The organism is Bacteroidales bacterium, from assembly GCA_023228145.1.
Lineage (GTDB): Bacteria > Bacteroidota > Bacteroidia > Bacteroidales > CAIWKO01 > CAIWKO01.
Map to the genome: position 1 here is coordinate 1 of JALOBU010000014.1, position 18,125 is coordinate 18,125.

19 protein-coding genes are annotated in these 18,125 nt (G+C 35.6%); 14 read left to right on the forward strand and 5 right to left on the reverse strand.

Annotated elements, in window-relative coordinates; all coding sequences use genetic code 11:
- Positions 1 to 737: 737 nt before the first annotated feature.
- The gene (locus M0R16_08255; protein ID MCK9612878.1) at positions 738 to 1,244 is read left to right on the forward strand and encodes a helix-turn-helix domain-containing protein; all 507 of its coding nucleotides are present in this window, start codon (positions 738 to 740) and stop codon (positions 1,242 to 1,244) included.
- On the opposite strand, the gene ndk is transcribed toward M0R16_08255, so the two are convergent.
- Positions 1,229 to 1,660, reverse strand: coding sequence for a nucleoside-diphosphate kinase (ndk, locus tag M0R16_08260; GenBank protein ID MCK9612879.1), 432 nt, complete (start codon positions 1,658 to 1,660; stop codon positions 1,229 to 1,231). The genes M0R16_08255 and ndk overlap by 16 nt on opposite strands.
- An 83-nt stretch (positions 1,661 to 1,743) precedes the next feature.
- Here ndk and M0R16_08265 point away from each other — a divergent pair, with 83 nt between their 5' ends.
- From M0R16_08265 to M0R16_08280, 4 genes are read left to right on the forward strand one after another with little or no spacing between them, the layout of a single operon-like run.
- Positions 1,744 to 2,757 (forward strand): DHH family phosphoesterase, encoded by a 1,014-nt coding sequence (locus tag M0R16_08265; GenBank protein ID MCK9612880.1) that lies wholly within the window; start codon positions 1,744 to 1,746, stop codon positions 2,755 to 2,757.
- Between the two features lie 2 nt (positions 2,758 to 2,759).
- Positions 2,760 to 3,290 (forward strand): FKBP-type peptidyl-prolyl cis-trans isomerase, encoded by a 531-nt coding sequence (locus tag M0R16_08270; protein MCK9612881.1) that lies wholly within the window; start codon positions 2,760 to 2,762, stop codon positions 3,288 to 3,290.
- Positions 3,291 to 3,342: 52 nt separating this feature from the next.
- Entirely contained in the window at positions 3,343 to 4,635 is a 1,293-nt protein-coding gene (locus M0R16_08275; protein ID MCK9612882.1) for an FKBP-type peptidyl-prolyl cis-trans isomerase, read from the forward strand.
- Between the two features lie 56 nt (positions 4,636 to 4,691).
- Positions 4,692 to 5,342: a hypothetical protein gene (locus tag M0R16_08280; protein ID MCK9612883.1), complete on the forward strand. Its 651-nt coding sequence runs from the start codon at positions 4,692 to 4,694 to the stop codon at positions 5,340 to 5,342.
- A 97-nt stretch (positions 5,343 to 5,439) separates the two neighbouring features.
- Here the strand turns inward: M0R16_08280 and M0R16_08285 are convergent, their stop codons facing one another.
- Positions 5,440 to 6,669 carry a hypothetical protein gene (locus M0R16_08285; protein ID MCK9612884.1) on the reverse strand — a complete coding sequence of 410 codons (1,230 nt, stop codon included), beginning with the start codon at positions 6,667 to 6,669 and terminating at the stop codon, positions 5,440 to 5,442.
- A gap of 93 nt (positions 6,670 to 6,762) precedes the next feature.
- Between M0R16_08285 and M0R16_08290 the strand changes: the two genes are divergently transcribed.
- The 9 genes from M0R16_08290 to M0R16_08330 all read left to right on the forward strand — a co-directional run bounded on the left by M0R16_08290 (position 6,763) and on the right by M0R16_08330 (position 14,737).
- Positions 6,763 to 8,829, forward strand: coding sequence for an oligopeptide transporter, OPT family (locus M0R16_08290; protein ID MCK9612885.1), 2,067 nt, complete (start codon positions 6,763 to 6,765; stop codon positions 8,827 to 8,829).
- 3 nt (positions 8,830 to 8,832) lie between these two features.
- Positions 8,833 to 9,162: a cupin domain-containing protein gene (locus M0R16_08295; protein MCK9612886.1), complete on the forward strand. Its 330-nt coding sequence runs from the start codon at positions 8,833 to 8,835 to the stop codon at positions 9,160 to 9,162.
- 150 nt (positions 9,163 to 9,312) lie between these two features.
- Positions 9,313 to 10,578, forward strand: coding sequence for an alkaline phosphatase (locus tag M0R16_08300; GenBank protein ID MCK9612887.1), 1,266 nt, complete (start codon positions 9,313 to 9,315; stop codon positions 10,576 to 10,578).
- 90 nt (positions 10,579 to 10,668) lie between these two features.
- On the forward strand, positions 10,669 to 11,631 hold the full coding sequence (gene nusB / locus M0R16_08305) for a transcription antitermination factor NusB (protein MCK9612888.1): 963 nt from the start codon (positions 10,669 to 10,671) through the stop codon (positions 11,629 to 11,631).
- Between the two features lie 46 nt (positions 11,632 to 11,677).
- Entirely contained in the window at positions 11,678 to 12,121 is a 444-nt protein-coding gene (locus tag M0R16_08310; protein MCK9612889.1) for a DUF1573 domain-containing protein, read from the forward strand.
- A 13-nt stretch (positions 12,122 to 12,134) separates the two neighbouring features.
- Entirely contained in the window at positions 12,135 to 12,458 is a 324-nt protein-coding gene (yajC, locus tag M0R16_08315; protein MCK9612890.1) for a preprotein translocase subunit YajC, read from the forward strand.
- 22 nt (positions 12,459 to 12,480) lie between these two features.
- Positions 12,481 to 13,494, forward strand: coding sequence for a CdaR family protein (locus M0R16_08320; protein MCK9612891.1), 1,014 nt, complete (start codon positions 12,481 to 12,483; stop codon positions 13,492 to 13,494).
- On the forward strand, positions 13,491 to 14,072 hold the full coding sequence (gene coaE, locus M0R16_08325) for a dephospho-CoA kinase (GenBank protein ID MCK9612892.1): 582 nt from the start codon (positions 13,491 to 13,493) through the stop codon (positions 14,070 to 14,072). The genes M0R16_08320 and coaE overlap by 4 nt, the downstream gene beginning before the upstream one ends.
- A 26-nt stretch (positions 14,073 to 14,098) precedes the next feature.
- Positions 14,099 to 14,737, forward strand: a complete 639-nt coding sequence (locus M0R16_08330; GenBank protein MCK9612893.1) for a SagB/ThcOx family dehydrogenase — start codon at positions 14,099 to 14,101, stop codon at positions 14,735 to 14,737.
- Positions 14,738 to 14,891: 154 nt separating this feature from the next.
- On the opposite strand, the gene M0R16_08335 is transcribed toward M0R16_08330, so the two are convergent.
- The 3 genes from M0R16_08335 to M0R16_08345 form a co-directional block, all read right to left on the reverse strand.
- Positions 14,892 to 15,050, reverse strand: a complete 159-nt coding sequence (locus tag M0R16_08335) for a hypothetical protein (protein ID MCK9612894.1) — start codon at positions 15,048 to 15,050, stop codon at positions 14,892 to 14,894.
- A gap of 1 nt (position 15,051) precedes the next feature.
- The gene (locus tag M0R16_08340) at positions 15,052 to 16,866 is read right to left on the reverse strand and encodes a sodium-dependent transporter (protein ID MCK9612895.1); all 1,815 of its coding nucleotides are present in this window, start codon (positions 16,864 to 16,866) and stop codon (positions 15,052 to 15,054) included.
- Between the two features lie 284 nt (positions 16,867 to 17,150).
- A complete protein-coding gene (locus tag M0R16_08345; protein MCK9612896.1) occupies positions 17,151 to 17,801 on the reverse strand; it encodes an START domain-containing protein in 651 nt (216 codons plus the stop codon).
- Positions 17,802 to 18,125 lie beyond the last annotated feature (324 nt).

The window sequence follows — 18,125 nt, forward strand, 5'->3', positions numbered from 1 at the left end:
TCGCTTTTTTTGACATGTTTTTAAATACAAAAAAAGTTATATGAAACGACTTTCATATAACTTTCTTTTAAAACTACGTGGTAAACGATTTTAGAACTTCTTACCAACTATTTTTGGCCTATATATCATTTTATTCAAGTGATAATAGGGGAGTTTAAAGAATTAAACTACAGTAATAATTTACTTGAGCAATTTTTATTTAATATTAGATGATAACTATAACAATGTAAAACCTTATTAGCTGATACAAACTCATATACTATTTTTAATTAAAATCTCTATGAAAATTTAGTATTATATACAAAATTACAAGTGTAAAATGACAACTTCAAGTAATAAGCATAAAACACTATAAACCAAATTAGTAATAAATATAATTACAAATGTGAAATCGTTAAACAATAATTACAATAGTAAATAATTATAATTTATTATTGTAATAATGCAAATTAGATAAATAAAACAACCAAATTAAAATATAAACTAATCTAAATCAATATTTTAATGAATCTATTTAAATTATCAGATTAAATATTTATTAAAAAAATACATTAAAAATTGTCTTAATGAATTAATTATTATAATAAACTATTAATCAATAAATAATATAGCATAAATTGATTAAATAATTTATTAAAATCGTATAAAATTTCAAGTTTACAATATTAAATTATAAAATATTACGAATGTAATTTATTATTTTGTTATTTTTGTAAACTTATTTTAATATTGTAAAAATGCTTGAACGAATTTTATTACTATTAAAAATCAAAAATTTAAGTCCATCAAAATTTGCTGACCAAATTGGAATTCAAAGGTCAAGTATGTCACATATTATGTCCGAGAGAAATCAACCGAGTTTGGATTTGGTTATGAAAATTCTGAACAACTTTAAGGACATTAGCCCTGATTGGCTTCTGATGGGGCAAGGCCAAATGTTAAAAACAGCGCAAATTAATTTATTTGACGACTGGGAGACGAAAAGCGAAAGCAATGAAACATCCAACAATTTTCAAACGTCTGATAATGAGAATATACTTACTCAATCTCATGAAATATTGCAGGAGAAACATGAGGGTTCATTGCAAAATGATAAAAATGAGCCACACTTGCGTAAAAATGAGCCAACATTTAACAATAAACTCAGTATTTCAAATAGCGCCTTTGAAATAAACCTCGAAACTGAAAAAATTGTGATTTTTTATAAAAACAATACTTATAAGGAATACTACCCTTCTAAGTAAAAACGCTCATGTTCTGCAAAGAAAAAGTTGCACTCTTTTAATGCATTTTCGTCAGAATCAGAGCCGTGAATAGCATTAGCCCTTAACGTAGTACCGAAATCATGTCTGATAGTGCCTTCAGCAGCGTCAACGGGGTTGGTTTTGCCTATTAGTTTGCGAAAATCTTCCACTGCATTTTCTTTTTGCAACATAACTGCCATAATTGGCCCGGAGCACATAAACTCAACCAAACCTTCATAAAAATCTTTATTTTTATGTACTTCATAAAACCTAGCTGCATGTTCAAGGCTTAGTTTCATAGTTTTTACACTTATGGGCATAAAACCTGCTTCGGTAATGCGTGCAAGTATTTTACCGGATTTGTTTTTGGAAAATGCTTCAGGTTTTATTATTGCTAAAGTTATACTACCTGCCATAGTATGGATTTATAAATATCAGTGTAAATATATGAATTTTCAGCTATCAGTATTTATTTTGATATTTTTGTAAAAAAATTATTTTGGATAATACATTTATAAATCGAGTAGCTTCATTGCTAAAAAAATCCGGACAGATTGTTATTCTTACTCATCATAATCCAGACGGAGATGCAATAGGCTCTTCGCTGGCCTTGTGGTTTTATCTTAAAAAAAAGTACAAGGTAACGGTCATCACCCCTAACGATTTCCCTGACTTTTATAAATGGATGCCCGGTGTTGACAGTATCATTATAGGAGAAAAAAACAAAGAACTGTCACTGGAAATTCTAACAAAAGCTGACCTAATTTTCTGTCTTGATTTTAATACACCCGAGCGGGTTGGGTTTCTTAATGAAACACTTGCAAACACAAAAGGAGAAAAAATTCTGATTGACCACCATTTATGTCCTTCTCCCATATTTAAAACAGCCTTTTCTCAACTTAAAACATCATCTACAGCAGAGTTGGTATATGATTTTATTGTTGCCATGGGAGATGCCGAATTGATTGATTATGAAATTGCCGTAACTATTTATGTTGGCATCATTACTGACACCGGCTCTTTCAGCCACAGCTGCAATTTCCCAAAGACTTACCTGGCGGTTTCCCGCCTTTTCGAAAAAAACATTGATGCTGCAGAAATACAGCGGCTGGTATTTGGGAATTTTTCTGAAAGCCGCCTGCGGCTTTTAGGTTATTGTTTGAGTGAGAAATTGAATATTCTTAACGAATATGCCACATCATATATTTCTATATCCCTGGAAGAAAAAAAACGTTTTAATTTTCAAATTGGCGATGGCGAAGGCATAGTGAATTATGGACTTACCATTAAAGGAGTGAGGCTTACTGCTTTGTTTTCTGAAACTAAAGAATATGTGAAGCTTTCTTTGCGTTCTTCGGGAGAAATGGATGTGGACAAATTGGCAAGAGAGCATTTTGGCGGAGCGGGGCATAAAAATGCTGCCGGCGCTAACATTTATAAGCCTCTTGACAAAGCTATCGCACAATTTATTTCATTGCTGCCGTTATATAAAAATTATCTTACTGAAGAATAATTATGAAGTTTTTGCAAAAAATCAGCATAGTGTTTTTATGTTTATTAACATTTTCATGCGGTAATGGCAATAAGAATGCAAATAATGATGTGATTGACCCAAAAGTTTATAAAGAAAATCTTGAAAATGTTAATAAGAAACTTGCCGAAAAAGAAAATCGTGAGATAGAAGATTACATAGAAAGGCATGGCTGGGATATGCAGAAAACCGGCACCGGGCTTAGATATCAGATATATAAAAAAGGTAACGGCAAAATACCTGTTGAGAAAGATAAGGTGGTAATAAGCTTTATAGTAAATCTGATTAATGGCATTGAATGTTACAATTCAAAAAATGACGGATTAAAATTGTTTGAACTTGGCAGAGCAGAGGTTGAAAGTGGTTTGGAAGAAGGCATCAAACTAATGCATGTTGGGGATAAAGCCAAACTTATAATTCCTTCGCACCTTGCTTTTGGACTGCTGGGAGACGAAAATAAAATACCCAAACGCGCCACCCTTATTTATGATGTTGAATTGCTCGAAATTAAATAATAATTTATTCCTGATTTGACAAGGTAAAAGAATATAGATATTAGATCTCCTGATGAAAAACAAAAAGATATTTTTTTTAATAGGAATCAGCATATTAGTGATTGCTGGATTTGACAGTTGTAATAATTCCCCATACCCCGGTTTCAGACAGACAGAAACCGGCCTGTATTATAAGTTTTATTTACAGGACAAAGATGGAGCAAAACCCGAAATAGGTGATATACTCAATGTCCATATAATTTATCGCCTTGGAGATTCGGTAATTTTTGATAGTAAAAATCTGGATGCGCCTTTCCGGTTTCCGCTTGATTCATCTTCCTTTGCCGGAGATATTTTTGAAGGCCTTGCTATGATGTCTGTTGGCGATAGTGCAACATTCATTATCTGTGCCGATTCCCTCAAGCGTTTTGAAGAATTAGAGGATATTCAGGATGGTGGTATGTTATTTTTTGATGTTAAACTTATAGATTTCCAAAAGAAAGCTGATTTTGATAAAGAAGTAAAAATTTTAAAGCAACAACAAGCCGCATACATTCAGGAGCTTAAAGCTTTGGAAAAACAAGACATTGAGAATTATATTTCTAATAAAATCCATTACAGAAAAACACCATCTGGCTTATATTATATGGTTCGGCGCATAGGTTATGGCGTAAAACCAATTGCCGGTAATTTTGTTGGGATTAATTATATTGCTTATTTTCTTAATAGCGACACGCTCTATGACTCACAAAAGGAAAATAATGAACTTGTTTATTTTGAGCTGGGAAAAAACTTTGAAATCAGAGGCATAGAGGAAGCCTTGATGTTGATGTGTGAAGGCAGCAGGGCCCATTTGCTGGTGCCCTCTGATTTAGCTTACGGAGAACAGGGAATAGAAGACTTAGTGCCACCATGCACTCCTTTACTTTTTGATGTTGAATTGAAAGTGGTTATGAATAAGATTCAATTTGAAAAACTGATGAAGGATAAGGAACAAAAAGAAATATCTCAGTATGTTGAAGCAAATCAGATTTCTGTTTTACCGGATACTTATGGGATGTACTTTATTGAACTTAAAAAAGGAACGGGTCCCTTGGTTGATAAAGGAAAGAGAGTTAAAGTAAAATACAGTGGTATGTTGTTAAGTGGCAAGGTGTTCGACAACCATGGCGGCAAGTTGCTTGCATTTACGGCAGGGCAGGGGGAAGTTATCCCTGGATGGGAACTGGCATTGTCCAAAATGCGTGCAGGCAGCATAGTAAGGCTGATAATCCCTTCAAACCTTGCCTATGGTGATACCTATACAGGTGTTATTCCTCCTTACACACCGCTGTTATTTGAAATTGAATTGCTGGAAGTGAAATAGCTAACAACAATGAATATCAATCCGTTGAAAAAAATATTTTTGAAATAACCTTCTTTATGAATTTAAAACAAAGAATACTGACATCTTTTATTTTTATGTTCTCAATCCAGAGCATACTTTTTGCTCAGGAAGCCAAGAAAACACCGGTTGGCTTAGGTATTGACCTTGGTTTAGGCTACAATACTATGAATGAAACAATTGAAAAAGATGATGGCAGTGATTCTACGGTTAAGTATAACTGCTTGTTTATTCAGCCCTGTTTTCGTTTGCACTATGATATCCGTGTAAAAGATTTTGGAAAGTCAAACAGCTTAAAAATAAAAACCTTTCTTGGTTATTATGCTTTTGGCGGAAAAATAAAATACGGTGGTGCCGGGCTGATTGATGTAATAACTTTATCATCAATTGAGGCCGGGGCAGGGCTTAGCTTAGATTTTATCGAAATGTTTCAGCTCAGTCCGCTTTTTAAAGCTCAATACGTTGTTTTATCCACCAAACGCTTTGTAAGAGAGAATCCTGAACCCCCCAGGGATATTAAAGCAGATATAAAACCTTTCAGTTACAATGCAGGGTTTCAGTTTCGTTTCAAATATAAGCATTTCACAATTGCTGCAGAAGCCTGGCTGGGTCTGGTTGATATCAGCAAAAAAGCCAATGAATCAATTAAAGAAAACAATTACAGGCTGATTTTGGGATATGAGTTTTAAAAGCAAAATAAACTCATTAAAACAAGTTGATTCAGTATTATTAAAATGTGTAAAGTTCCTTTTAATACGTATTAGTAAGAATTATTATATTGGTTAATTACCACCAGTCAATAATTCCGTATTTTTTTCTGTAACTATTTTCAATGGAAAAAAGTAAATCTCTTACATTATTTAGTTCAGAAATAGATGATTTGTCGAAATGCAATGTGCTAACATTGATACTGTTTTCAATTAATTCTCTTTGATGGAACATGTTCATGTATTCGGTAAGAAATACTGCATCATTATCTGAAACACATTGCTTCGACTTTAAATATTGCAATATTCTCAGACCATCTACTTTTTCGGTACAGGCCTTTACAAATTTTTCTTTTGTGATAAAATTTTTACGCAGCGGCTGCCATAAATTTTTGGCTAGGAAGGTCTGCTCAAGAAAATCTGTCATAGGGGTATCAACATCTTTTGTATAAAGCTCTCCAAATAAATCAAATGTTTCTTTAACTTCATTGAAAATATGGTACGAATACATGGGGTAGCTGTCCCAGTCGTGCTGCACGCCTTTAATAAGCGCCGGCCCGGTGCCAAAAAAAACCCTGTCGGAATAACGGGTTGCCGGATAGGTACGCTCTTCATTCCAAACGATTATACTTCCGTACTTGCGTAATTTCTGCATAAAATAGAAATCTTCACCGCTAAGTTTTGGAGCTATACCTTTTACCGCATGGTAAGCACTGACAGGAATTGCCATGGATGAGCCAATAGCTGTAAAACAGTAGGGATTTTTTATCCGCCAAAGGTTTATGGCATAATATCTCATGTATATTTCATAGCGTAACAGGACACGGTCAATCATGACATCACCGGTAAGATTATGATAATAGGGTAGTGCAAGTGCAGTGGCATTATTATATTTTTGAAAACTTTCAACAATAGTTTCGCAGAAATTTGGGTTAAAAAGTGTATCGGCATCCATGCTGATAATTATGTCTTTGCTGTCTGCAACCGATGAGATATGGTCCATTACTACTTTCCGTGCCCAGCCGACACCGTGTTTTTTCCCCTGCCAGCCTTTGCCTTCTGAAGATTTGTCAATAACAGTATGGGGAAGGGTTTTATATTTTTTTAAAAAATTCAAGCTTTTAGTATTATTTTCACATATATATTTTTTTTCTTCATTTTCCCGTAAACTTTCAGGCTGGTTTACACAAACAACAATTTTTATTTGGGGATACGTCTGTTTTTCAATACATTCAAGGCATAGCGGGAGGGTATCATATTCATCCATAACAGGTATGGCAAAAAATAGTACCGGTTTTTGGGTTTTCATGATAACAAAGAAAAAAAATATTTGCGAGAGTCATCAAATCGCTGTTATTTTTTACAAAATGATTATACTTGCATTACATAAAATTAAAAATTTATGAGCGAAAACAAAAAGTTTGTTCCTTTTGTTTCTTCAGAAACTAACATGAAGGAGTTTACCCTGCGGGCTGTACTGCTGGGCATCGTCATGGCGATGATTATGGGCGCTGCCAACGCTTATTTGGGACTCAAGGCCGGTATGACTATTGCGGCCACATATACCACGGCTGTTCTGGGGATGGCTATTCTAAAAGCTGTAAAAGGTTCAATACTTGAAGAAAATACAGCCAGAACCATTGGTTCCATTGGCGGCAATATTGCAACAGGAGCTATTTTTACTTTACCGGCATTTTTTATTGCTTCGGTATGGGATCCATTTTATTCTGCCAAGCATTACATCCTTGCTATTGTTATTTTAGCGTCTGCTGGCATCCTTGGCATTATGTTTACAACACTGCTGAGGCGTGTGCTGGTAGAGGATGCCGACCTTCCCTTTCCGGAATCGGTTGCAGCATCAGAAATACACAAGTCGGGCAGAGCTGGTTCGGGAGGCTCGAAGTTTCTCTTGTGGGGAATGGGTATTGGAGCATTTTTTACTGCTATAGTGGAGTTTAAGTTTATTGCTGCTACATGGCAAAAAGTGGTTTCTTTTACCAAAGGAGCTGTTTTATTGCGTTCTCCGGGCATGGCTCCCGCATATTTTGGAGTGGGATATATTATTGGTCCAAAACTGGGCGCAATAAATTTTAGTGGTGGACTTTTAGCCTGGGGCTTAATGGCGCCTGTTATAGCATATTTTATTAACTACGATGATGCCGCCTCTGTCAGCGATTGGGCAGCGGAAATAACAAGGGTATGGAAAGCTTATGTGCGTTATATTGCAATTGGAGGTATGTTGGTAGGCTCTTTCTACACACTTTATAAAATGCGGCACAGTTTATTTGGAGGGATACAACGTTCTTTTGCAAACCTGAAAAAATCAGCGCAGGCGGGCAGTTCTTTATTAAGAACCGACAAAGATATCAATATGCGATGGGCTCTGATAGTGATTGGCGCTATCATGTTTATTATGTTTGTAATTTTTAACTATTTTGCCAGAGATTTTTTTGCTGCCGGGGTAGCTACTGTGGTAATGCTTATTATGGGCTTTGTCTTCGCCGCTGTTTCCGGATACCTTGTTGGCATTATTGGAGTCAGTAACAACCCAACTAGCGGATTGACGGTTTCGGTGCTTATCATTGCCGCATTGCTGATGGTTGCTCTGGGAATGAAAGGCGATGCAGGCCTTGCTGCAGTTCTTGGCATTGCAGCATTTACATGTACATCGGTTTCCGTAGCCGGAGAGATGATGCAGGACCTCAAAGCAGGCCATATTTTAGGTTGTACACCCTGGCGTATGCAATTGGGCGATGTGTTTGGCGTGATTGCGGCTTCCTCAATTATGTTTCTGATACTCACTTTGTTGCATATAGGAGATATAAAAGATGTAGTAAATAAAAAAATTACTAAACTGGAAAAAGAAAATATTACGACCATTGAATACCAGGGCGAGAAGCCTTCTTTGGCAGGAACTACATATACCATTGCTGATATAAAAGCTATGGCTCCCGAGAAACAAAATGATATTCTCGGTACTAATGCGGGTTTTGGCGGGGAAAAGCTTCCGGCACCACAAGCCAGCCTGATGGCAGTGGTTGCAAAAGGTATTGTTGATGTGAAAATGGAGCTGATATTAATTATGGTCGGAATATTTATGGGAATTGCCCTCATCTTAATGCAGGTGAAAAGCCCCATGCTGATAAGTGTCGGGATGTACCTGCCCATAGACACATCCTTTGCTATTTTTATCGGAGGCCTGATGAAGGGCATTACTGATTATTACATAAAAAAGCGTGGTTATGATGATACACAAAAAGAAAAAATAAGTAATAAAGGCGTGCTGATATCTTCGGGCCTTATTGCTGGAGAGGCGCTGATAGGCCTTTTATTTGCTGCTCTTGCTTTTGCCGAAATCAAAACCTTTGGTATCTTTGAAAATCCTTCTTTTATTGGTAGTGTTATTGCAATATTGATTATTGGTTTTATACTGATTAAAGCACCTCTTGGAAAAAACAAAAAACTTTAAAAAATGGAAAATAACGAACTGGAACGCGGAAAATCCTTTACGTTTCCTGAAATAGTGGAATACGCGAATGGCGCAGTGGTTAGCCGTGCCATCATTAAAAAACAAACAGGTAATGTAACGGTATTTGCCTTCGATAAAGGAGAAGGTCTCAGCGAACATACTGCTCCTTTTGATGCCCTGGTGATTATTGCGGACGGCAATGCCGATATTATTATTAACGGCAAATCCAATGTGTTGAATGCGGGGCAATTCATCATAATGCCAGCAAATATTCCTCATGCAGTAAAGGCATTAGAGAAATTTAAAATGGTGCTGGTGATGATTAAAAGTTGATTAAGCCGTCTTCATCTTTTTCTAATGTAAATTAGGTTTGGGAATCTGTAATATTAAATTTTCTCCACAAGGTATAGCTTGTAATTAATCGAAAAATACATTGTGACTGGAAGAAAAGCAATAAATTTGAATTGATTAAGTAATTATTTTATGAAAAAAATATCGTACATAATTCATATTATTTTTTTTGCAACTTTAATTTCTTCTTTTTCTTTTGCCCAAAATACCAATAAACTAAAATACATATTTCTGTTTATAGGCGATGGGATGGGAGTAAATCAGGTTTTTGTTACCGAAAAGTTTAATGAATTAAACGGAGTTCAGCCACTGGTTTTTATGAATAATGACTGGACCTTCGGACTTTCCACTACCGAATGTGCCGACAGCAATAAAATAACTGACTCCGGCGCAGGAGGAACAGCCATTGCTTGTGGGAAGAAGACTTCATACGCAAGTATCGGCGAGTATCAGGGGAATGAACTGGAAAGTATTGCTGAGTATCTTCATAGAAAGAAAAATTATAAAGTTGGAATCATTACATCAGTTCCAATAAATCATGCCACTCCTTCATGTTTTTATGGTCATGAAGAAGTTCGAGATAATTTTGACAACCTTATTGATGACCTTATTCAAAGTAATTTTGAATTCTTTGCCGGTGGCGGCTTCTTGCTTGGCAACGATGATACACTGAAAAATATTTACAAAAACTTTGATGAGGTTATTCGTAAATTGGAAGAAAAAAAATACTGCCTGTTACTCAACGACTCTTTGATGAGCACCTTGAAAAATTACAAAAACAAAAATGTAATACTTATTGATACGGCTTTGCGTAACGAGCAAATGCAGTTTAAAGACACAGAAATAGACGAGATAAATGCACTTCCTTATGCATTGGATTTTCCTAAATATAAACAGCAGTTGGCAGAATATACCACCTTTGCGCAGGATTTTCTGATGAACGACACGGGTTTCTTCATTATGGTGGAAGGTGGAAAGATTGACTGGGCATGCCATGGAAACGATGCTCTTAGCACAATATACGAAATAAATGCCTTTAATGAAGCCATCACAAAAGCATATGATTTTTACCTTCAGCACCCTGAAAATACGTTGATAATTATTACGGCTGACCATGAAACGGGGGGTATGGCTATGGGCTCAGGTAATGATAATAAACTTGATATAAATAGTTATTCCTTATATTTGCAAAAACTCAAACAACAAAGCAAATCCAACGTTTATACAAATCGTATTGTGATTCAGAAAATTCAGGATGAAGCGCAGGTAGGGTGGGTAACTCATGAGCATACTTCTGCCCCCGTTGGAGTATGGGCTATGGGAAAAGGAAAAGAAAAGTTCGCCGGCATTATGAAAAATTCGGACATAAAAGGGAAAATTCTTGAACTGTTAGATTAGTAAACTACGTGCATTATCTCATGGGTTTTGTTCATTAATCACAAATTATGTTTATTTTCGTGCACGAATTACCGATTGAAATTTTATACAATGCTAAACCGGAGAGTATTACGGATAAAGGTGATGCAAGCCCTTTATGCGTTCTTTCAAAGTGAGGATGACCGTGTGGAACAACACAATGAAAAGCTGTTGAAAAACATCTATGCCATCTATGACCTTTACATTTATCAGCTCTCATTTCTTATTGAGATTATAGAATTTGCCCGGGAAACTATTGAAATCTCCAAAAATAAGTTTTTCCCTACAGAAGAAGAAGCCAATCCTAACACAAGGTTTATTGATAATTTGGTAATAAGCTATATTGAAAACAATTCAGATTATAAGAAAAAGTTTTCAAATCTGCATATTAACTGGTCAGAACAAAAAGACCTTGTCCGAAGATTGTTTCTGCAGATAAAGGAATCGGAGAACTATAAAAAATATATGACCTCGGAAAAGAGCGGTGCCGAAGAGGATGTAAAGGTGCTCGAAGATATAATGGATGATTACATTGCTGTTAATGAAGAACTGCAGCAATATTATGAAGACTTGAACATATACTGGGCTGACGATTACGACGTGGCGTGCTATATGGTTATTAAAACGCTTAAATACATTTCCCTCCCTGGAAATAAAGATAAAAGCCTTCCAAAACTTTTTGGTAACCGTACTGTTGATGATGAAAAAGAGGAGGTTGATTTTATCAGAGACCTTTTTTGTAAGACTATATTACATAGCAATGAATTTGATGATATGATAGAAGCTAAGACCGACAACTGGGAAATTGACCGTATTGCTATGATGGATATGCTACTTTTGAAAATGGCCTTGTGCGAGTTTACCTGTTTCCCTACTATCCCTACTAAAGTGACTATCAATGAATACATTGAGATATCCAAGTTTTACAGCACGCCCAAGAGTAAGATATTCATCAATGGCATACTTGATAAGTTGTTATTTGATTTGCTGGAGAAAAAGAAAATTAATAAAACAGGCAGGGGATTGATAGGGTGATGAATCATGTTTTTTTGTACTTTTGCACAAACTGTAATAAAATAATATGAAAGGCTTAAGATATTTATTTTTGGTAATGTTGGTATTTTTATTTTCATGTGGCAACAACAATACAATTGAGGTTAATAATCCTAATACAGCTTCAGGCCAGGGGGATATGAGCTCTTTGCCTATTTTCAGTTTTGAATCTGAAGAGCATGACTTTGGCAGAATTGTGGAAGGAGAAAAAGTTTCTTATAGTTTTAAATTTAAAAATACCGGCAAATCCAACCTTATCATTTCGGATGCCAAAGCTTCTTGCGGCTGTACTGTGGCTGATTATCCCCGAGTGCCAATAAAACCAGGTGAGTCAGGCCTTATTGGTGTTTCTTTTGCAAGTGAAGGAAGAAAAGGAATACAAAACAAAACGATCACATTGGTAGCAAACACTCAGCCGAATACCAAGGTTCTTACCATAAAAGCAGAAGTAGTGAATTATATATCAAATTAAAAAACACGACAAAATGAATTTACTGAACATTTTATTAATGATGGGCGGTGGCGGCACCGGCCAGGGTGGCGGCAGCGCTGTCAGCACCATTATCATGATGGTTTTAATCGTTGCGGTATTTTATCTTTTCTTTATCCGCCCTCAATCAAAGAAAAACAAAGAATTGAAAAGATTCAGGGAAGGTCTGAAAAAAGGCGATAAGGTTATTACTGCAGGCGGCATACACGGAAGAGTTCTTGAAGTTGCTGAAACCTCGGTGATTATTGAAACCGAAGGGCAGGGGAGGCTGAAAGTAGAAAAGGCATCCATAGCATCTTCTATATCCGGAGGAGAATAAAGCAGTATAGATATATTTAATTATGGCATTGACATCAGGAAGTGCTAATAATGATTATCTTGACGATCAGAAATCTATAGGGAAAGGCCACAGGTCATGGCTGAAAGGTTTTATTATATGCCTGGCTATCTCAATGGTTATGTGGCTCATGATAAGGCTTTCAAGAGATTATACCCAGACAATACGCTTTTCGGTGTTTTATAAAGGCATTAAAAACAATAGTGTTTTACTGCCGAATACCGACACCACACTTTTTGTGAACTATCAGGCATCTGGGTATAATATCATTTATAACCGCCTTTTTCATAATAATTACCATGTTGAAATTGACATTTCGAAATACCAGCAGAAGCTGGTAAAAGATTATTTTGAAATTGGTATTACAACATTTTCTCTTGAAAATGAAATTTTGCGGCTTTTTAAAAATAAAGTGAAAGTTAAATCAATATCGCCAGCAACCCTCAAAGTCAGATTAGGAAAAGCACATTTTAAAAAAGTCCCTGTCGAAGCTGACATAAAAATTAGCTTTGCAAAGCAGCATGATTTATATAATAAAATACATATTTATCCTGATACAGTAATTATTACAGGCAGTAGCCGTGTTATTGACACAATAATGAAAGTGAGAACTGAAAGCAAAATCCTTTCTGAGATTGCATCCAATTACAGCCTCACTTTGAAACTAATAAACCCACTAAACAAAAACAGCCTGAGAATATCGCATGAAAATGTCAGGGTATTTATACCTGTTGCAAAATTTACAGAAAACCATGTTGAAGTACCTATTACACTGGATACATTGCCGGAAAGCTACCAATTAATAACTTATCCCGAAAAAGTAAGTGTTTACTTCAATGTCAGTATTCCTGACTATGAAAAAGTTGTTTCCGATTCTTTTAAGGTAGGCTTTAATGAACTGAAGCTTCTGGAATTAGAAAGCAATATTGCCAGGGTTGAAATTAAAAAGTACCCCTCGTTTGTCAGATTCCAGCGCATTGAACCTGAGAATGTTGAATTTCTGATTAGAAAAAAATGAAAAAAACAGGCTTAACGGGAGGTATAGGAGCAGGCAAGAGTGTGGTTGCCCAGGTTTTTTCAATACTTGGAATTCCGGTGTTCAATGCAGACACTGAAGCGAAAAAAGCATACAGCGATACGGTTATAAATGAAAAGGTTAAGCAACATTTCGGAGAAGATATTTTTAAAGACAATAACCTTGACACAAAAAAATTAGCAGGTATTGTTTTTTCTGATAAAGAAAAACTCAAAATCCTTAACGGGCTCATACATCCTTTTGTTTTCAGAAATTTTGATGGTTGGTGTAATAACCATAAAGATTGTAACTATGTGATTATGGAATCTGCAGTACTTTTTGAATCGGGCTACCAAGCCCTTTTCGATAAAATAATCACCGTTTCTGCTCCCTTGGAAGTATGCATCAGCAGGATTATTAAGAGAGACAATGTTTCGAGAGATGATGTAGTAAAACGTATAAACAATCAACTCCCTGATGAAAAGAAAGCTGCACTTTCTGATTTTGTTATCATTAATGATGACCAGGCACTTATTATTCCGCAGATAATTGACATTCACAATACACTTTCAATAAATTAATACAACAAAACTCAATCCATGCAATTATGAAAAAATTATTTCTGATAACATTAACAGTTGTTTTTTCATTTTCTTGTTTTTCACAAGAATTAAAAAACATATCTCTTCCATCGCCAAATCAGAGTGGGGGGAAACCCTTGATGGAAGCATTGAACGGACGTCAGACTGCAAGAAGTTTCAGCACTCAGAAGCTCAGCATGCAGCAGCTTTCAGATTTGCTTTGGGCGGCTTTCGGTATAAATCGCCCTGAAAGCGGAAAAAGAACAGCTCCATCAGCAGTGAACTGGCAGGAAACAACAATTTATGTGTGTTTGGAGGAAGGCATTTACATTTATGATGCAAAAAAGAATGAACTTATTGCTCAAATAGTGGGCGATTCCCGTAAAAATATGGGAATTCAGGGCTTTACTGCGGATGCTGCCGTTGTTTTGGCTTTTGTAGCCGATTATTCGAAAATGGGAGACGCAACTCCTAAAGACAAAAAAGATTTCTATTCCGCAGTGGATGTGGGTTTTATCAGCCAGAATGTTTATCTGTATTGCTCTTCTGAAGATATGTCAACCGTAGTGCTGGGTGCTATCGACAGAGATAAAATAAGTGATGTTTTAAAGCTGAATGAAAATCAAAAAGTGATTTTAACCCAATGTGTCGGGTTCCCGAAATAGCGAAAAAGTTTTAAGCATTATTGTTCTTAATGCAATACAAAAAAAAACAATGTTTTTTTCAACTTCATAACATATTATTAATGCAATTCAAAAATATGAAGATTTGAGGACATTAATTAATATTCAGGCCTCGACCATACATAACAAGCACAGTTTACTTGCTGAATGTTTCCGATTCATCGTTATCAAGGTACGAATCTTCATTAACGCCAACCTTTGGTTTCATAAATAAAACCTTAAGGAAGAAATACAGCATAAAACCTGTAATAATGCCTTCGGTGATAATCATGAATAATAATGCAGTTGTATTCATCTTATAAAGTCCCTTCTTTTTTTCGTTTACGGTATGCGATAAATATCAGCAGGCCAATAGTGGCAAAAAGGCTTACCAGTAAAAGCCGAGACATATTGATATAAAAAATATTATTGATAAAACTACCTTCAAAAATAGCATCGCCTTTTACAATAAAATCATCTTTTTTTACAAGTACAGAATTTTTCAATGAAGTTTCATATTTCTTAATATTATTGTCTTCTTTTTTTATCACAAGGACATGTTTCTCATCACTGGAAAATACAGTATCAACTATGCCTTCTGTTTCTGAGTAAAATTTATCTGCGAAATATTCTTTATTTGTTCCAATATTTTTGTTAGTTATTTGTGCGATGATACTTTCGTGATGCAATTCCCATCCTTTGAAACCAATACTACTCCAGTCATCATTTGCAGGACGTATAAGTGAGCCGAAGAAGACTAAAATGAGAATTACTGGTGTTACAAATTTGATGATATATTTAAAGACTATTGGAATTTTGATATCTGCGCCTCCTGTAATTTCAGCCCAGCCTTTTTTCATACCGAAAACCCATGCAAAAAGAATGGATTCAAACATAGCAAACACTACCAGCGATACAGTTCCCGCCCAGTAATCGTATTCATCGAACACTCCTTTTTGAAAAAAGAATACTGTTGGTAATCCAAGTAATAAAACAGAAACTCCAAATCCCATGGCTGCCCGTGAACGTCGCCATTTAAATTCGTCCATCAAAAATGACATTACAGGAGTTCCCATGGCAAGAGAAGATGTGATGCCTGCAAAAAACAGCAAACCGAAAAATGCAATACCCGCAGCGGCAGCTAATACCGGCCCCCACTGTTGAAACAGGAAAGGAAGGGTTCGGAATCCCAGGCCTAAACCACCAGCCGAAGTCAGTTCAATAACTTTATCAATTCCAAGATAACCAATGGATATGGGTATGATAATGGCGCTTCCCAACACTACTTCCACAAATTCATTCATCCAACCGGCTGTCATTGCGTTAAGAGCTACATCATCTTTCTTTTTTACATAGGCAGCATAACATTGCACAGAGCCTTGCCCTAATGAAAGTGTAAAAAACATTTGTCCGGCTGCTGCCAGCCATACTTTGGGGTTGGTCAGAGATTGAAACTGAGGAGTCCATAAAAAATTCAAGCCGACAGTGCCGTCATTAATTGCTCCCTGGTGGCCAGCTTTCATCGTAATAGCTTTAATGACCAAAAAAACACCAAAAATTAACAGCAAAGGCATTCCAATTTTTGCAACTTTCTCTACACCTCCGCTCAAACCGCGGCTTAAAACCCATGTGTTAAGCGCAAGGCAGAGCAAGAAGAAAATGATAGCTTCAAAAGGAATACCAGTAGTAGATGTGAAAACATTAAGATAATCGTCGAAAAAGGCTGCCACACTATGCTGGTCCATACCTTTGAAAGTACCGACAGCCGAATGGTAAACATATGACATGGTCCAGCTTTCTATGTAACAGTAATAAGCTGCGATTGCGATATTTGAAAAAATGCCAAAAACTCCGATATATTTCCATATCCAGATTTTAGACAATCTGTTAAATGTAAATGGTGTTGTATGATGCCCGAATTGTCCTCCGTAACGGCCAACCGACCATTCAATAAACAGCAATGGGATACCCATAAGTAAAAAGCAAACAAGATAAGGGATTATGAATGCACCGCCACCATTTTGAACAGCCTGCACGGGAAATCTTAAAAAATTCCCCAGCCCCACGGCATTTCCAGCCATGGCAAGTATCAACCCGACACGAGAACCCCATTGTAAGTTGTTTGTTGCCATAAGTTAAATCTTTAAACTTTGTAATTATTTTCAAATAAACATTTTACAATAATAAAAAATAAAATAATAAGTAAAGTTTTTTTTTGTTTTTAAAACATTTTTTTAGACGGAAAAAAAATTTTCTAAATGTTTTAACCAAGGGTTTTATTAGAAATAAGTTCTCAAATGACCGATTTTGGGTTAATGGATGTTTTAAAATTGAAAAAGGAGAAGTGTGGATTTATACAAAAATATTGTTAAATACTCGCTTATAAGAAAAAAAATATAATTCTAAAAAAATTTTATTACAACTCTTTAACGAGTTTCATATTTGCTTTTGGGTGATATGGAGATTCGACAATTTTTTTCAGATTTAGAAGATTGTTATATGGAGTATCGGTGATGTATGCATTTACAATAGCTTCTGGTATGGAACCTCCCGACTCACAATGGAGCTGATATATCACTTTTGTAACGCCTTTTTTTATAGGTGTTAGCTCCCAGAATCCTATTAGCTTGGGCATCCTGACTATCCCGGGTTTTTCAGGAATGTAATCTTTAACCCCTTTCATGGTGATAGTTACGACTTTGGATGATGTGTCCTGCTTAACATAATAATATGTGCAGACATCCCTGTCAGAGACAGGCCAGGGGGCTTTGATAATATTGTATGAATATCCGGATGCCTGGTTGATTTTTTTCAGGCGTTCCGCATATGTACACTTATACATCCATTTTGGATAAGCAGGAATACTATCTATCAGCGCAAGGATTGTACTTAGGTTTGAGTTTACAATGACTTCACCTCTGAATTCCTTTACCCCGGAACCTGTTTTTTTGCGTGTGTATATTTTTATACCATCCTGATCAAGTTTGAGTTCCCATGATTGTGCGGATGCAGTAGTTGTAAAGAAAGATAAAAATAAAAGATAAAATAAAGCAATTCCTACTCTCATAAGTTACAAATTATCTATAACGAATAATATATTTCAGCAAAAATAAAAAAAAATTTAGTACCATACGCATACTGAAAAAGTTAGATTATACCAATTGTATTTATTTTTTAAGTCCAAAGACAAAAAATAAATTAAAATGGTTAATACCGATGCTACATGAAAATAGTCCAATATGAAAAAGTCGACATTGGAAAATATTGAATGTGCAATCGGTATTAAATAATCTTTTTTTTATGAAACCAGATAAATATAAGTAAGGCTATCAGCAACATAATTCCCGGGACGACATAATACCCCAGATTCAATTTTAATTCTGCTCATTTA

Bases quoted from the DNA above. Each gene is read 5' to 3' on its own strand.
- M0R16_08255 (MCK9612878.1), top strand. From the start codon at position 738: ATGCTTGAACGAATTTTATTACTATTAAAAATCAAAAATTTAAGTCCA.
- ndk (MCK9612879.1), bottom strand. From the start codon at position 1,660: ATGGCAGGTAGTATAACTTTAGCAATAATAAAACCTGAAGCATTTTCC.
- M0R16_08270 (MCK9612881.1), top strand. From the start codon at position 2,760: ATGAAGTTTTTGCAAAAAATCAGCATAGTGTTTTTATGTTTATTAACA.
- M0R16_08275 (MCK9612882.1), top strand. From the start codon at position 3,343: ATGAAAAACAAAAAGATATTTTTTTTAATAGGAATCAGCATATTAGTG.
- M0R16_08280 (MCK9612883.1), top strand. From the start codon at position 4,692: ATGAATTTAAAACAAAGAATACTGACATCTTTTATTTTTATGTTCTCA.
- M0R16_08285 (MCK9612884.1), bottom strand. From the start codon at position 6,669: ATGAAAACCCAAAAACCGGTACTATTTTTTGCCATACCTGTTATGGAT.
- M0R16_08290 (MCK9612885.1), top strand. From the start codon at position 6,763: ATGAGCGAAAACAAAAAGTTTGTTCCTTTTGTTTCTTCAGAAACTAAC.
- M0R16_08295 (MCK9612886.1), top strand. From the start codon at position 8,833: ATGGAAAATAACGAACTGGAACGCGGAAAATCCTTTACGTTTCCTGAA.
- M0R16_08300 (MCK9612887.1), top strand. From the start codon at position 9,313: ATGAAAAAAATATCGTACATAATTCATATTATTTTTTTTGCAACTTTA.
- nusB (MCK9612888.1), top strand. From the start codon at position 10,669: ATGCTAAACCGGAGAGTATTACGGATAAAGGTGATGCAAGCCCTTTAT.
- M0R16_08310 (MCK9612889.1), top strand. From the start codon at position 11,678: ATGAAAGGCTTAAGATATTTATTTTTGGTAATGTTGGTATTTTTATTT.
- yajC (MCK9612890.1), top strand. From the start codon at position 12,135: ATGAATTTACTGAACATTTTATTAATGATGGGCGGTGGCGGCACCGGC.
- M0R16_08320 (MCK9612891.1), top strand. From the start codon at position 12,481: ATGGCATTGACATCAGGAAGTGCTAATAATGATTATCTTGACGATCAG.
- coaE (MCK9612892.1), top strand. From the start codon at position 13,491: ATGAAAAAAACAGGCTTAACGGGAGGTATAGGAGCAGGCAAGAGTGTG.
- M0R16_08330 (MCK9612893.1), top strand. From the start codon at position 14,099: ATGAAAAAATTATTTCTGATAACATTAACAGTTGTTTTTTCATTTTCT.
- M0R16_08335 (MCK9612894.1), bottom strand. From the start codon at position 15,050: ATGAATACAACTGCATTATTATTCATGATTATCACCGAAGGCATTATT.
- M0R16_08340 (MCK9612895.1), bottom strand. From the start codon at position 16,866: ATGGCAACAAACAACTTACAATGGGGTTCTCGTGTCGGGTTGATACTT.
- M0R16_08345 (MCK9612896.1), bottom strand. From the start codon at position 17,801: ATGAGAGTAGGAATTGCTTTATTTTATCTTTTATTTTTATCTTTCTTT.